Here is a 15123-nt window from a genome sequence, read left to right as displayed (position 1 = left end):
CTATTAACCACGCTACATTCTGCCCAGCTCATGATCGTCCGAGACGACCTCATCCGTAGCCTTCACATACTCAACGATATCGGAGACAGTTGTGTAGGCCACGCCGACATAGGTGTCAGCCGCTCCATAATAGATGGCGATTCGGCCTGTCTTGGCATCGTGTAGTGTCGCACAGGGGAAGACCACATTATCCACGAAGCCCCGCTCCTCATACCACTCCTCAGGCGTAAGCACGTAATTGGCTGAGCGGTATTTGACCCGGGAGGGCTCATCGTGATCCAGAATGACAGCTCCCATGCTGTACACGAAGCCATTGCAGGTACCCGTGACTCCATGATAGAACATGAGCCAGCCCTCCGACGTCTCGATCGGTGCAGGACCACCACCAATTTTGACTGCTTGCCACCAGCCCTGCCCTCCTTTGCTCATGACATGCCGATGCTTGCCCCAGTAGACGAGATCCGGGCTTTCGCTAAGGAAGACATCTCCGAACGGCGTATGTCCGCTATCACTTGGACGGGACAGCATAACATAGTTGCCGTTGATCTTCTTCGGGAATAGCACGCCATTGCGGTTGAAAGGCAGAAACGGATTCTCCAGCCGCACAAAGCTGTTGAAGTCATCCGTACGCGCCAGTCCGATCGCAGCTCCATAGAAATCCGTGCACCAGATAATATAGTACGAATCCTCCACCTTCACGAGCCGTGGATCGTAGGCATAATTCGGCTGATAGGGGCGCCCATCCTCGTCCACGAACTCAATGCGCTCTTCATTGATGCTCCAGTTCAAGCCATCATCGCTCCAGCCCAGATGAAGATGCGGACGTCCGTTCACCGTCTCTGCGCGAAAGACACCTACAAATCGCCCATCGTATGCCATAACAGCACTGTTGAATATGCGGGCGATGCCGGGCGCTGGATTGCGCTTAATTACGGGATTATCCCGGTGCCTCCATACCGGACCCGGACATGACTCGGGTCTGTCCTGCCATGGCATGTAGGGTAACTCCTCCCCTAGAATATGGACCGTCTTGGTCTGATGAATCATGCTTATCTACTCCTTTCCATTCCTATTTAAGTTGAACTCATATTAGCTTCATCACTTCACAGAGCCCTGCGAGAATCCGTTGTAGATGTATTTTTGCAGAGCGAGGAAGGCAATCAATGTCGGTATGATGGCGATAATAACTCCTGCGCTGATGACCTCCCATTGGGAGCCGTAAGGACCCTTGAACTTGAACAAGGCGGTGGAGATCACCTGCAGATCCGATCCCGGCATATACAGGAAGGGCGTATAGAAATCATTGTAAATATTGACTCCCTTGACGATAATGACCGTTACGATGGCAGGCTTCAGTAGCGGCAGTATAATTTTCCAATAAATCGTGAAGTAGGAGGCGCCATCGAGCATTGCCGATTCATCCAGTGCGACCGCTATGGAGTCCAGGAATTGCAGAAAAATATAGACAGCGATAATGTCTGTCCCTAAGTACAGGAGAATCGCAGCCCAGTGCGTATTGAACAGGCCCAGACCCTTGATGATCTGGAAGGTAGCAACCTGTGTGGTGACGCCCGGAATGAGCGTGGCCAGCAGGAAGGCGCCTACGAGCACCTTACTGCCACGGAATTTGAACCGGTTCAGCACATAGGCAATCATCGAACCGGTCAGGGTAGCTCCCAGAATCGAGATCAGCAGAATGAACGTCGTATTGATGAAGCCTGTCATCATGTTTCCTTCCAGAAAGGCCTGACTGTAATTGCTCAGGTTCAGCCAATTCGACGGAGGTGTCAGCAATCCTGTAGATGCATACTCCTCCTTGGTCTTGAGCGACGCAAAGAACACAACGAGGATCGGCAGAATCGCTACAAAGACACCTAGCAGTAATGAAGTATATTTGAGCACAGCCCCAAGCCCGTATTTCAGCCTATGCATCTCTATCCCTCCTCCTTGATCGCCAGCCGCTGGATTAAGGTGACGACGATGACGATCAGCAGCAGCACGACCGCCATGGCTGAGGCCAGCCCGAATTTATCATATTTGAAGGCCACATCGACGGTCTGAATGACGAAGGTCTTGCTACCGTTGGAACCTCCCGTCATGATGTACGGAATATCAAAGGCACTGATGGCCCCACTGATGGCCAGAATCAGATTCAGCTGGAGAATTCGCTTGATGCTGGGCAGAATGATATGCACGAACTGATGCCAGCGATTCGCTCCATCAATATCCGAGGCCTCATAGATATCACTAGAGATCGAGGAGATCGCACCCAGGAAGATGATGAAATTAAATCCCATATACCGCCACACCGAGGTACCTGCCAGCGAGATATTGATAATATCCGGATTTCCCAGCCACAGCTGTACATACTGCCCTAATCCGACGGCTTGCAGGAAGGTATCCAGCGTGCCATCTGGCTTGAAGAAGAAGAGGAAGATGAAGCCGATGGCTACTCCGTTCATCAGATAAGGGAAGAACAATACGCCTTTGAAGAAATTTTTGAGACGCGTCCTGAAGGTGAGTATGGTGGCAAAGTAGAGTGCCAGCCCCATCTGTACGAAGGTAGCTACGAAATAATACAGACTGACCTTGAATACCACGAAGTAATCCGGGTCTGTGAAGATGGTCTTGTAATTGTCCAGGCCCACGAAATTCATGGATTTGCGCAAGCCATTCCAACCGGTGAAGCTGTATTTGAACATATTGAACACTGGAAGATAGGCAAAGGTTAACAGCAAGGCTATGGGCACCAGGGAGAACAACACAATAATGAACCTTCTCTGGGCCGAGTAGCTTAATTCAGAAAATTTGAACATGACACACCTCCAAGGCCCTTTCTTAAAATCAGCCTCTGAATGCTACTGGGCTATCACTTTAGCCCGTGCCTTCACCCAATCGTCATTCAGCTTCTTCATGATATCGTCGAATGACTCGCTGCGATTGCCGATCGCGGCTTCAATAATAAGCTTCTTGAAATCAGGCTGCCACAGACCAATCTCTGCTTCCTTATCAATCTGGTCTACCAGCCCTTCCTGTCCTTCATCGGCAGGCGTGATCATCTCGAACTTCACCCCGGTCTTGCCGTACTCCTCCAGAATGGCTGGCAGCTCTGAGCCCACTACGGGACTGACACTGCCCGCTTGCTCTGTCGCATAGTTCGATTCGTTCGTGAACCATTCCACCCACGCCTTGGCTGCTGCCTTGTTCTTGCTATTGACGTTCACGCCCAGATTATAATCAGCTGCCAATGGCACGATGACCTCAGGAGCATCTGTAGGGAACGGCATGAATCCAATGTCGTCCGGGTTATCCGCCAGGCCTTTGATCTGGTCAATCGCCCAGGAGCCCAGAATCATCGTAGCGATCTTGCCCTGAGCCATGTCAGCCTTGGATTGCTCCCAGTCGGTAGTCATGGGATCTCGTTCGATGAGACCAGCCTTGGCGGTGTCATACATGACTTTATACAGCTGGTAATGTGGCTGACCAGGCACAAAGTTATCATCACTGTTCGGCTGCGTAACATTCACATAGTCCGGGTCGCCAGCAACCGTGGTAAGATCAGCCTCCCATTGGGTCAACGCCCAGCCTGATGCATAATTCGTGAACAAAGGTACAGCCTCTGTCCGATCCTTGACCTGCTGCAGCGCGGCTTGGAATTGCTCGAACTTCTGTGGCAGCTCCGTAATTCCCGCGTTCTCGAATACTTTCTTGTTATAGATCACTCCCGAGTAGGTCATCGCAATCGGAATACCATACACCTTGTTCTCCACCATTCGCTCCTCGATACCTGTATACTTCGATTTCATTTCATCGTATGAGCCAAGGGGCTCGAAGAAATCAGGGATGTCAGCAATCGGAATGCTGGTAGGAATAAGGAGGACATCTCCATAATCATCGGTACTCATCCGAATCTTGATCTGTCCTTCATAATCTGCGAGTGCTTGAAAATTCACCTTCACGTTCGGATATTGCTCATTGAATTTCTGGGCGTATTCCTTGAACACCGTATCTACAATATCCGTACGCTGCGTAATGACCGTAATCTCACCCTTCATATCCTGAGGATCGGTACTCTCAGGCTGTTCGGCTCCCTGGCTTCCCGAGCAGCCTGCCAGCAATCCGATGACAAGCAAGAAGGCTAGAAACGGCATGATTCGTTGAACACACTTCATTATCCTGACCCCTCTCCACAATCGAAGTTATCGTTAAGCTTACGAATTAGATTCTAAAATGGTAACGCTTACTTGTCAATTATTACTGCATAAATAAATATATTTTTATTTAATCAGAATGAATTGACACCTCGATAATCTCTAATTATTATAATCTTGTAAAGTTAACGATAACTATATAAAACAAGGAGGTGCTTCATGCTGCAAGATGTGACAGCCGAGCTTCGTAGCGAATGGACGCAGCATATATTGCCGTTCTGGTCTAGGCTTAAGGATGAACGTCATGGCGGCTTCTATGGGAAGGTACATGTGGACCTGAAGACAGATCACGATGCTCCCAAGGGCGGCATCGCTACATCACGCCTGTTGTGGACGTTCTCCGCTGCTTATCGGACGACAGGCCTTCAAGCCCACAGAGAGCTCGCAGACCATGCTTACCTGTATCTCACACAGCATTTGCTGGACCGGGTATACGGAGGGATCTACTGGATGAGCAGCTATGACGGACTGCCATCGGACACCCGCAAGCATATTTATGCTCAAGCCTTTGCGATCTACGCTCTAAGTGAGTATGTTCGCGCTACAGGCTCGAAGGCAGCTCTGCAGGAGGCACAGGCGCTCTTCCAGCTCATAGAGAGCAAGGGATATGACGCCACGAATCAGGCCTATCGCGAGGAATTTGACCGAGGCTGGCAAGAGCAGCCTAACGAGATGCTCAGCGAGAATGGCGTCATGGCCGAGATCACAATGAATACCCATATTCACGTACTGGAGGCATATACCAATCTCTACCGTGTGTGGCCTGACCCCGCTATACGCCAAGCACTGGAGCAGCTGCTCACTGTAATGCACGAACGCATCTATGACCCAGAGGAACGCCGGCTTGGTGTGTTCTTCGACAAGCAGTGGAACCCTCTGTTGGACCTGACTTCCTTCGGGCATGACATTGAAGCCAGCTGGCTGATCGACGATACGCTGAAGACGTTGGGACTGGAGCAATCAATATATGCAGATATGGTTGCCGCCTTGGCCTATAGGGTAGCGGAGAGTGCCATCCAGAGCGATGGCTCCCTGATCAATGAGCAGGAGGGCAGCAGACGTGACCTTTCTCGGATCTGGTGGGTACAGGCGGAGGGCATGGTAGGTTTTCTCAATGCCTTTGAGCGTACAGGTGATTCCTATTTTCTCAGGCTGGTGGAGGAACTATGGCAATACACGAGAGGACATCTCATTGACCCACGTCCTCATGGTGAATGGTACTGGTCTATAGATGCAGCAGGGACCCCTTCAAGCCTGGAGATTGCCGGGCCCTGGAAGTGTCCTTATCATAACAGCCGTATGTGCATCGAAATTATAGAAAGGATGAGTGCGCGATGATCCACGAGCAATATGCAATTCGTCAAGCCAGACAAGAGGAGCTGCTGAGCCGCCGTAATCCAGTGAACACGGAATTCTACAACGGAGTCTATGACCGCTATCAATACCCCGTTCTGACCCGTCATCATGTCCCCTTGCACTGGCGCTTCGATCTGAATCGGGAGACGAACCCGCATTTTATGGAACGTCTGGGTGTCAATGCTGCCTTTAATCCTGGCGCCATCTACTACAAGGGACAATATGTGCTTGTTGTCCGTACAGAGGGACTGGATCGCAAGTCCATCTTCTCACTCGCCGTGAGCGACAACGGGGTCGACGGCTTCAGATTCATGGATGCCCCCCTCATCTGGGATGACATCGATCCGGAAGAGACGAACATGTATGATATGCGACTTGTACAGCATGCGGACGGCTGGATCTATGGCATCTATTGCTCGGAGCGTAAGGACCCTTCTGCAGAGCCCTTCGACACGTCAAGCGCGGTAGCCCAAGCAGCACTTGTCCGAACGAAGGATCTCAAGCAATGGGAGCGGCTTCCGAATCTGTCGACCCCCTCTCCACAGCAGCGGAACGTAGTGCTTCACCCCGAATTCGTGAACGGACAATACGCCTTCTACACTCGTCCTCAGGACGGCTTCATCTCGACAGGCTCTGGCGGCGGCATCGCCTTCGGATTATGTCAGGACATCCTGAATCCGGTCATAGAGCAGGAGATCGTGATGGATGAACGACTGTACCATACCATATCCGAAATGAAGAACGGGCAGGGCCCTGCCCCGATCAAGAGCGAGCGCGGCTGGATTCATATTGCTCATGGGGTTCGGAACACGGCGGCTGGGCTGCGTTATGTGCTCTATGCCTTTGCCACTGACTTGCATGATCCTGCACGTGTCATTGCCAAGCCAGGCGGACATTTCCTGGCACCATATGATGACGAGCGTACAGGGGACGTATCGAATGTAGTCTTCTGTAACGGAGCCATCGTCAACGAGCGGGATGAAGTGTTCATCTACTATGCCTCCAGTGATACCCGCATTCATGTCGTCACGACGACAGTTGAGAAGCTGGTCGACTATACTTTCAACACGCCCGCGGATCCCCTGCGTTCTCTTGGTAGTGCAGCCCAGCGCCGGCAGCTGATCGAACGCAATGAAGCGCTACTGACGAGCGAGGGTATCCCGCGTTAAGCGACGATTTTCCGCTATGAATGCCTTTATTCATGGCAGGTAACGATGTATGATGTAAATACCAAGATGACACTGGCCTGAGGAGGCGACCAAGCTGAGACACAATATCACCATGCGGGACATCGCCGACCGGCTCGGGGTCAGCAGTATGACCGTCTCAAAAGCATTGAACGACAAAGAAGGCGTCAGTGAGGAGCTAAAGGAGCGAATCAAGGTCCTGGCCGTAGAGATGGGCTACCGCTATAACGCGGCGGCCCGTTCCATGAAGGAAGGACTAACTCACCATGTTGGTGTAATCATTCCTGAACGCTTTACAGGTCCGACACAATCGTTCTACGTACGCGTCTTCCAGCATATCAGCAAGCACCTGGAGGCTCAGGGATACTACGGAATTCTGCACATTCTCAATGAAGAGGATGAGCAGGCCCTGATCTTGCCCAAGCTGTATAGCGACAATAAGGTCGACGGATTCATTGTGCTGGGACAGGTCAGCAAAGCCTATATCGAGATGGTACAGGCGATGAGCGTGCCCAAGATTTTTCTGGATTTCTATGACGAGCATGCCGAAATCGATTCTGTCGTGACAGATAACTTCTATGCGGCCTACGAGTTGACTAACTATCTGATTCAACAGGGACACCGACGTATCGCCTATGTTGGCAATCTGCATTCCACAAGCAGCATTCAGGACCGTTTCCTGGGCTATTATAAATCGTTGTTGGAGCATCGTCTGACGCTCCTTCCGGATCTGATCGTGAATGATCGGGACGAGCGGGGAAGCTTTGTCGATATGGAGCTGCCCGAGCAGCTACCGACAGCATTTGTATGTAATTGTGATCAGGTAGCTCATCTGCTGGTACAGAAGCTCAGTTCGATGGGCATTCGTATCCCGGAGGATTGCTCTGTGACTGGCTTCGACAACGATATCTATGCCACGCTCTGCGATCCAAAGCTAACTACCGTCGAGGTGGACATGGAACAGATGGCTCGTGTCGCTGTGCAGTCCATCCTGAAGAAGATCGACAATCCTAACCGCCGCTTCGGACGCGTGCAGGTACAAGGCAATATTATCTATCGGGATTCCGTTCGCACCCATCACTCCACGCCAGACAACCCATGAGCAATGTGCTCATGGGTTGTCTGCTGTAAGTTCAGTTCGGAACTGGGCTGCTGCCCGTCACCTTCCGAACCGCATTCGCTATCCTAGCTGTGGGTTGAATACTGGCCGCCAGCTGCGTTCAGGATCGGCAGCATTCTCGTCTCAGGCTCCATTTGTGAGGAACAGAACGGGCAGTCAGGCTGGCTTGTGAATGTATAATCTGCTCTCATCCATCCATTACATGCCTCTTGGGTACAAGACCAGATCTGGGTATTCTCCTCGGGAACAGGCTCAGGAACATGACGTCGGTACATGGATACTCCCCCTATTCTTTAAGCGTAATCAAGACGTGCTCGTTTCGCCTGTGAATGAATCACCCTGTGCCGGTATTAATATGCGCCTTGTCCAGGAAATAATACACATTGTATGCAATTTTGTGTGCAAATATGACTGACAACCAGCCGGTGTTACTGTACATACCCCAAGTATGAACGAGCATTTTCCAGCAAGTACTCGCTTTTTCAAAGCGTTATAAGACTGTGCTCGACCTCAGGCGCTATTTGCGGATGGACTTGGTCCAGAAGCCCCCATGGAATTGCTTGGGCTCTACAGTAATGACGAAGGCCTTCGGGTCTAGCTCCAGAATGGACTTGTACAGCCTGCTTTGATTTTTTCGCTTAGCCAGAATCTCCATGACCAGTCGATCCCCATCCCTGCCACTACCTAGCCAGGCCGTTACACCGTAGCCCTTGTCCCGCAGTTTATTGGCAATCCCGCCATCGAATTCATTGCTAATCACCTTGACCGTGACATACCCAAGGGCGATTTTCTCCTCAATCCATGCACCGATCAGAATGCCCAAGGCATAGCCCAGAGCATAGACAATCAGACTGGTCACCTGATCCAGATAGTTCAGTACCAGATTCAGACCCAGAACATACACCACGACCTCGAAGGTGCTAATAAGCGCAGCAACATATTTTTGGCCCTTCAATGTCAGAATCATCCGCAAGGTGTAGGCAGAGACATATATAATTTGAATTCCGAAGATGAACAGCAGAATTTGAGCCATAGGTGACACTCCTTTCACAGTAGGATTGCGTATTTACGCAGACATGATAGTCACTATCATAACATGTTCAAGAAAGCAAAATGTTTGTGATCCTACTGAGCGGGTATATATAGGTTACACACATCACACGTTACACATTACACATTCCAAAGGAGATGACAAACATGAGTAACCACGGAACAAGTGATAAAGTAAAGGGTGCTGTTAATAAGGCTAAGGGAGAAATTAAGGATCAGATCGGCAATGCGACCAACAATCGTTCCCTACAGGCCGAAGGCAAGAAAGACAAGGTCAAGGGCAATCTGCAGGAAGCTGCAGGCAAAATAAAAGACGGTAAATAAACGGCAAGCTCGATAGCTGAGCTCAAACAGAGATTACAGCAAGATTCACAGCATGAGCTCATTATGAATCTCTGTTAGGCATACACATAGACGGTCGAATGATCGTCCAGAGGGCCGAGCGGCGAGACCGCTTGGCATTTCTGCGCTGTTAGCACTTCTGTCGTTAGCACTTCTCCTGTTGGCCCTTCGGCTGTTGGTGGTTCTGCTGCAGGTACATTTATTGCTGATATTACCTAATATCCTGCAACAATCGAACAGACGGATTCTGTTATTAATTGGATATTAATAACCTCAATTATTCAGTCTGTACATATTCGCTTGGCTTATTCACGAAAAAAAATCAATGAATTTAGCAACCATTCAGGGGGCTTCTGCGTCTAAACATACAGGAACGGTGGAATTTACCTATTTTCCTTGGTGCTGTTGGAATTCAAGTCTATTAATGTTACTCTAGTATTAGCATTGCAATCCAACAATTGCTAGGTTCAGGACATCAGGAGGGGGACTTCGTCTGTCCGAATGAGTCAAGCAAGACCCAGATTTTATGATGAAAAGGAGCAGACAAACGCATGAAATTTATTAAAAAACCCGTAATTATCACTGCCGTATCGGCGTTGGCCGTATCCGGAGCATTCTTCTTGCCTTCTACGTATGCTGCCCAAGCTACAAAGTCTATTCAAGCCGTCTATAACAATATCAAAATCGTATATAACGGTAACGAAGTATCTACGGATGCTAGCACTGAGCCGTTCATGATTAACGGCACGACTTATGTACCTCTTCGTGTAGCAGGTACTGCGCTGGACAAGAAAGTATCCTGGGATGGTAACAACAAACGTGTCGTGATCGAGGACAATGCTGTTCCTGTAGACAACACTACTGTTGTTGCATTGAACCAACAGATCAATAGCCTGACACAGCAGCTCGCAACCACCAAAGCGGAAGTGGCTAGCAAGGACGCTACGATCGCTCAATTGGAAAAAGATAAAGCTGCTCTGCAAGAGCAGGTAAATAAGAACAATAGCAGCAACAACAATAACAGCAGCAGCTCGACAAGTCTTCGTGATCTGGAAGATGATCTGAATGACGATTATGGCGATTACGAGCGAACATATGCTGAAATTTCGCTGAAAGGCAACGACCGGAACGTGACAGTGAACATTGATGTCGACAAAGATAGATGGAATGATCTGTCCAGCAGCAAGCAAAAGAGCTTCCTGCAAGACATCGCGGACGACATTCGTAGTGAGTATCGTAATGCGAACATTTCTGGTACGATCTACGATGACAGCAACTCCAACAAGCTGCTGACCTTCGAGACGAACAGCCGCGGAACTGTGACTACCAAGACTACAACTTCGACAGTGAGCCTGTCTACACTTTCTCGTGACATTCGTTCCTATATGCAAGGCTACAGAAACGTAACGGTAACTGACCTTACGTTGAGCGGGAACAGTCGTCGCGTAGAGGCTCTTGTCTATGTTGACAAAACAAGCTACGAAAGACTGGGCAGCTCCGAGAAGAGAAGCTTCACCGACGCTATCATCGATGAAGTTAAGAAGGAGTACACTACTGATGAAGTATACGGAACAGTCTACAACACTGATAACCGTAACGATCGTCTGGACACGTTCTAATTACGAAGTCATATGAAGTAAGCGAACCACATTCGTACTAAGATGCATAAAAGTAGCCCATCGTTGGAAAGTCCACGATGGGCTACTTTGCTGTGTTCGCTATATTTACTGTATACTAGCTCTGTCTACAGGCCTCCTCTACCTATCAGGCTTGCTGTTCTCGCTTTCCCTTCTACTTCAACTTTTGCTTCTAGTCCCTCATATTTCACAAGCTTTTACTTCCTTCGAAGCTGTTACTTCTTAGTATTGTGCAATCGTAATCGCTGTATCATTACCAAGCAGTGCCAGATTATTCACAATGATCTCTTCTCCATCCGCCAGACCGCTTGTAATGAGTGTCTGCGAGCCTGATTGTTCGCCGACGGATACTTCCTTGCGTACAGCATGACCTTGTTCAGCTACATATACATAAGACTTGTCATTTTCCTGCTGCACGGCTTTGGTAGGCACGATAACACCTTCCTGGGCATCTGTGCCGATAAAGCTTACATCTGCCAGCATACCCGATTTGAGCTTGCCATCGGGATTAGACACCGTGATCTGCACAGGAAATCCATTCCCATTCGCGTCATCCGAGCCGATGCTCTTGACTTTACCTGTAGTCATTACCTTGGAAGAAGGTACCCGAACCTGCAACAAGTCGTCCATCTGAATCGTGTTCACTTGATCTGCCGGTACATAGATCAAGAGGTTCACGGAATCAAGATTATGGATGACGAGCAGCGGTGAAGATGGAGATGCCATCTCACCCGCCTCGATATTACGTCGCTGAATGACACCGCTGATCGGAGAAGCAATGGCTGCATTGTCGAGATTATTGCGAGCAATCTCCAGATTCACCTTTGCCAATTCCAGTCTCTGCTGACTTGTTTCAATGCCAGCAGTGCTCTGGGCTACCTTCAGCTGGCTTGCCGCATTACTATAACCGCTATTTGCATTTTGATAGCTATTCTTGGCATTCTGATAGGCCACCTTTGCCGTCGCCAATGATTTCTGGGCGGTAGCAAGCTGCGTTTCAGCATTAGATCGGGTATTCAGAGCATTGTCGTAGGTCGCCTGAGCACTCGTAAGCGCAGCATGAGCTTCCTCCAGTTGGACCTGCGTGGCTGATGAGCTAGCCACCAGTGTTTCCGTACGGCTCAGATTTTTCTTAGCCTTGTCGAGCTGCTCCTTGGACTGCTTCACCGTATTATTGGCTGTAGCAATGGCTGTGCGAGCCTGATTCACAGCTGCTTCTGCCGAGTTGATTCCCGATTCTGCCTGCGCAATGGCGTTCTGGGAGGAGATTACCCCACCTTTGGCATTCACTACACCGGAGTTCGCCGACACCATACCCGATTCACGGGAGTCTCTGGCCGACATAATCGCAGTCTCGGCTGCAGAGGCATTGGCTTCTTCAATTTTGAGCTTGTTACGAAGATCATCGTCCTCCAGCTTGACCAGTACCTGTCCCTTCTTCACTACAGTTCCCACATCTACCGAGATGGAGGATACTTTCCCGGATATTTTGGGTGTAATATTTACAGCTTCGGCAGGAGTAATCTTACCTGTATAGATTTCTCCGCTGCCCAGCATGCCTGTCTGAGCCTGATTCACCTTCACGGTCACATTCAATTCTTGACTTGCTTCACTTCCTGTCGAGCAGCCAGACAAGATCAACGTACCCGTCAAAAGCACGGCTGCGGTCGTTCTCCATTTGTTCATTTGTACAGCCCTTCCCCTCTCCGAATCAATAACTTATATATACTTCAACTATTCAATGCCTGCGTCTCCACTGCTGCCCGCTTGGATGATTTCCGTCGTTCTATGAACAATAGAATCAGCGGAATCGAACAAAACAAAGGAATGGAGGATAGTAAAAATGTATCTGCAATGCCTCGGGAATACGCATCCAGCGAAATTAATCCTGATACCGTAGATATCCATGAGCTACCCAAGGTGGATTGCAGAACCTGAACAGATTCCACAGGTATCGACTCTGCAATATGCTGCGTGTGCAGCGCTGTACGACTCTGCATCAGGAAGGTCAGGATGGCAATAGCCATCGAGCCCGCGATGGTCCGGATGAGATTGGATGCAGCAGATGCATTCCCGACCTTATCACTCGATACGGCGTTCATACCGATGGTCGACAGCGGCATGAGGCACAGGCCGATCCCAATCCCACGTAATACGGTCACGACCTCGAACCAGGTATGTGAGGTCTGCGGTGTCAACGAGACCAGATGATAGGTCATCACGCTGGTTAGTGTCAGACCGAATAGACCAATGGGAACGATACCGACCTTATCCAGCAGCTTACCGGCAATCGGCATGACCATGGCCATCGCCACAGCTTGCGGCAGAAGAATCATCCCTGTCTCAATCGGGGATACGGACTGAATATTTTGCAAGAATAGTGGTGCCAAAAATGTCCCCCCATACATGCCCATCATGACAAAGCTGGACGTAATGACGCTAATGGTAAACCTATAATTTTTGAATAAGGACACATCAATTACAGCATTCTCCTTGCCGCTCTCGACGACAATCAGGAACACCAATGACCAGAAGGAAATGAAGAACAATCCGACAATCTTGAAGGATGTCCAACCGTCGGATGACGCACTGGAAAGGGCATATAGCAAGGTTCCCGCACAGGTAGCTGCCAGAACAAAGCCTACGATATCGAATTTGATCGGCTTCCCTTTGGGCGGTTCCTTAATGAGCAACCACACGAGCAGAATGGCGAGTAGCCCGAATGGAACACAAGCGATGAAGAGAAACCTCCAGCTGAACCACTCAATCAGATAGCCACTCAGCGTCGGGCCGATGGCTGGTGCCGCCATGGACGAGATGCCCCAGATTCCGATGGCTAGCCCAACCTGCTCACGCGGGATAATTTTATATACAACTGTCATACTGAGCGGAATAATAACCCCACCGCCAAGCCCTGCAAGAATCCGTGCAAATATCAAGGACAGATCATTCCAGGCAAATATGCACATCGCTGTCCCCAGGGTGAACACGGACAAGGCTCCGATTAAAAATTTCTTATATCCTACACGCTGCTCCATAAAGCCCGTAATCGGTACGATAATCCCCGAAGCCAGCGTATAGCCCGTTACAACCCACTGGATTCGAGCCGTAGCAGACCCTAAATCTGTGGTCAGTTGGGGGATCGCCACATTAATCAGACTGTTGTTCAACACTGCCACAAAAGCCCCTACAACAATGGCGACAAAAGCCAGCCAGCGTTCCTTGGGAGAATCATTGGGAGGAGAAACGGCTACTGTATCACTGGACACTATGACCTTCCCTCCTTATGGCGTATGAATCTTGACTTCTACGTTCGTTCCCGGGATCAAACTCAAGCCCTCCGGTACATTCAATGCAATCTCTACAGGGATGCGCTGTGTAACTTTGTTGAAATTGCCACTGGTGTTCACAGACGGAATCACCGAGAATACCGAGTTCGACGCCTGCCCTACTCTTCTGACCTTCCCTTGAATCACTTGGCTCCCCGCGGCATCCAGCGTGACATCCACAAGTGCGCCCGGCTTGATCCGGCTAATCTCGGTCTCTTCGATGTTCGTCGCGACATACAGATTGTTCATATCAACCATGATCGCCACTGCGGAGCTTGGTGAGACAATCTCCTTTTCCCTGGCATAAATCTTGATTACTGTCCCATCAATAGGAGCACGCAGTACAGATTTACTAATCGAGCTAGGTTCAAGACCCGCCGTATCCTGTACAGCAATCATCTCATTTTGCTTCAGCACATCGCCTTCCTCAACCTGAATCTCATTGATTTTGGCCGTCATTTGCGGCATAACCTTGTACTGCTCTGCAGAAATCCGGGCATCATCACTTGTCACATAGTGGGTACCTTGATACCAATAATAGAATCCCAAGGCACCGCCGCTCAGTATAACCAGCACTATAAGCACGATATAAAGTTGCTTTTTACTCACTACATCCACCTCTACAGCCTGTATTTTTCTAAAAACCAATTACTCAGCCTCAAAATGCCGGACTCTACCCTCTTGTCTTGAGCTGATCCGGGCTGTCGACCGCTTAGGCACACCTCTTGTACCTTTCTCGTGTCTTTCTTGTACCTTCCTCCCTGGTTCTCCCTTCGCATAAATGTTCTACATAGATGTGGCATTGTTCGAGCTTTAAGCATCCAGCATGCAGAAAAAAACCTCTTTGGCTAAGAGGATGGCGAACCAGAAGTAAAGACCCGTTCTGTATAG

Annotated in this window: 14 protein-coding genes; 5 read left to right on the top strand and 9 right to left on the bottom strand. The window is 49.6% G+C overall.

Going from position 1 to position 15123, the window contains the following annotated elements:
* Nucleotides 1–12: 12 nt before the first annotated feature.
* Genes D328_RS0105340 through D328_RS0105325 form a run of 4 tightly spaced genes read right to left on the bottom strand, consistent with a single transcriptional unit; the run spans nucleotide 13 to nucleotide 4172 of the window.
* A complete protein-coding gene (locus tag D328_RS0105340) occupies nucleotides 13–1047 on the bottom strand; it encodes a glycoside hydrolase family 130 protein (RefSeq protein WP_018883934.1) in 1035 nt (344 codons plus the stop codon).
* 51 nt (nucleotides 1048–1098) lie between these two features.
* The gene (locus D328_RS0105335; RefSeq protein WP_018883933.1) at nucleotides 1099–1932 is read right to left on the bottom strand and encodes a carbohydrate ABC transporter permease; all 834 of its coding nucleotides are present in this window, start codon (nucleotides 1930–1932) and stop codon (nucleotides 1099–1101) included.
* 2 nt (nucleotides 1933–1934) lie between these two features.
* Nucleotides 1935–2816, bottom strand: a complete 882-nt coding sequence (locus D328_RS0105330) for a carbohydrate ABC transporter permease (RefSeq protein WP_018883932.1) — start codon at nucleotides 2814–2816, stop codon at nucleotides 1935–1937.
* A gap of 42 nt (nucleotides 2817–2858) precedes the next feature.
* Complete coding sequence (locus D328_RS0105325) at nucleotides 2859–4172, bottom strand: ABC transporter substrate-binding protein (protein ID WP_018883931.1); 1314 nt, start codon at nucleotides 4170–4172, stop codon at nucleotides 2859–2861.
* A 201-nt stretch (nucleotides 4173–4373) separates the two neighbouring features.
* On the opposite strand from D328_RS0105325, the gene D328_RS0105320 reads away from it, so the two are divergent.
* The 3 genes from D328_RS0105320 to D328_RS0105310 all read left to right on the top strand — a co-directional run bounded on the left by D328_RS0105320 (nucleotide 4374) and on the right by D328_RS0105310 (nucleotide 7856).
* Nucleotides 4374–5549, top strand: a complete 1176-nt coding sequence (locus tag D328_RS0105320) for an AGE family epimerase/isomerase (protein WP_026281013.1) — start codon at nucleotides 4374–4376, stop codon at nucleotides 5547–5549.
* On the top strand, nucleotides 5546–6736 hold the full coding sequence (locus D328_RS0105315; RefSeq protein WP_018883929.1) for a glycoside hydrolase family 130 protein: 1191 nt from the start codon (nucleotides 5546–5548) through the stop codon (nucleotides 6734–6736). The genes D328_RS0105320 and D328_RS0105315 overlap by 4 nt, the downstream gene beginning before the upstream one ends.
* Before the next feature lie 112 nt (nucleotides 6737–6848).
* Entirely contained in the window at nucleotides 6849–7856 is a 1008-nt protein-coding gene (locus D328_RS0105310; protein WP_018883928.1) for a substrate-binding domain-containing protein, read from the top strand.
* Between the two features lie 83 nt (nucleotides 7857–7939).
* Here the strand turns inward: D328_RS0105310 and D328_RS0105305 are convergent, their stop codons facing one another.
* Together D328_RS0105305 and D328_RS0105300 are read right to left on the bottom strand one after the other, a co-directional pair.
* The gene (locus D328_RS0105305) at nucleotides 7940–8149 is read right to left on the bottom strand and encodes a cold-shock protein (protein WP_018883927.1); all 210 of its coding nucleotides are present in this window, start codon (nucleotides 8147–8149) and stop codon (nucleotides 7940–7942) included.
* A 242-nt stretch (nucleotides 8150–8391) separates the two neighbouring features.
* Nucleotides 8392–8907 (bottom strand): DUF2179 domain-containing protein, encoded by a 516-nt coding sequence (locus D328_RS0105300; RefSeq protein WP_018883926.1) that lies wholly within the window; start codon nucleotides 8905–8907, stop codon nucleotides 8392–8394.
* Nucleotides 8908–9071: 164 nt separating this feature from the next.
* Here D328_RS0105300 and D328_RS30595 point away from each other — a divergent pair, with 164 nt between their 5' ends.
* Entirely contained in the window at nucleotides 9072–9248 is a 177-nt protein-coding gene (locus D328_RS30595; RefSeq protein WP_018883925.1) for a CsbD family protein, read from the top strand.
* Nucleotides 9249–9817: 569 nt separating this feature from the next.
* Nucleotides 9818–10885 carry a stalk domain-containing protein gene (locus D328_RS0105290; protein WP_018883924.1) on the top strand — a complete coding sequence of 356 codons (1068 nt, stop codon included), beginning with the start codon at nucleotides 9818–9820 and terminating at the stop codon, nucleotides 10883–10885.
* 240 nt (nucleotides 10886–11125) lie between these two features.
* Here the strand turns inward: D328_RS0105290 and D328_RS0105285 are convergent, their stop codons facing one another.
* From D328_RS0105285 to D328_RS0105275, 3 genes are read right to left on the bottom strand one after another with little or no spacing between them, the layout of a single operon-like run.
* On the bottom strand, nucleotides 11126–12589 hold the full coding sequence (locus D328_RS0105285; protein ID WP_018883923.1) for an efflux RND transporter periplasmic adaptor subunit: 1464 nt from the start codon (nucleotides 12587–12589) through the stop codon (nucleotides 11126–11128).
* A gap of 44 nt (nucleotides 12590–12633) precedes the next feature.
* Nucleotides 12634–14172, bottom strand: coding sequence for a DHA2 family efflux MFS transporter permease subunit (locus tag D328_RS0105280; protein ID WP_018883922.1), 1539 nt, complete (start codon nucleotides 14170–14172; stop codon nucleotides 12634–12636).
* A 15-nt stretch (nucleotides 14173–14187) separates the two neighbouring features.
* A complete protein-coding gene (locus D328_RS0105275) occupies nucleotides 14188–14841 on the bottom strand; it encodes an HlyD family secretion protein (RefSeq protein ID WP_018883921.1) in 654 nt (217 codons plus the stop codon).
* Between the last annotated feature and the right edge of the window lie 282 nt (nucleotides 14842–15123).

The sequence above is a fragment of the Paenibacillus massiliensis 2301065 = DSM 16942 genome, from assembly GCF_000377505.1.
GTDB classification, from domain to species: domain Bacteria; phylum Bacillota; class Bacilli; order Paenibacillales; family Paenibacillaceae; genus Paenibacillus; species Paenibacillus massiliensis.
The sequence above is the reverse complement of the archived record's forward strand: the minus strand, read 5'-3'. Positions and strand labels throughout refer to the sequence as shown.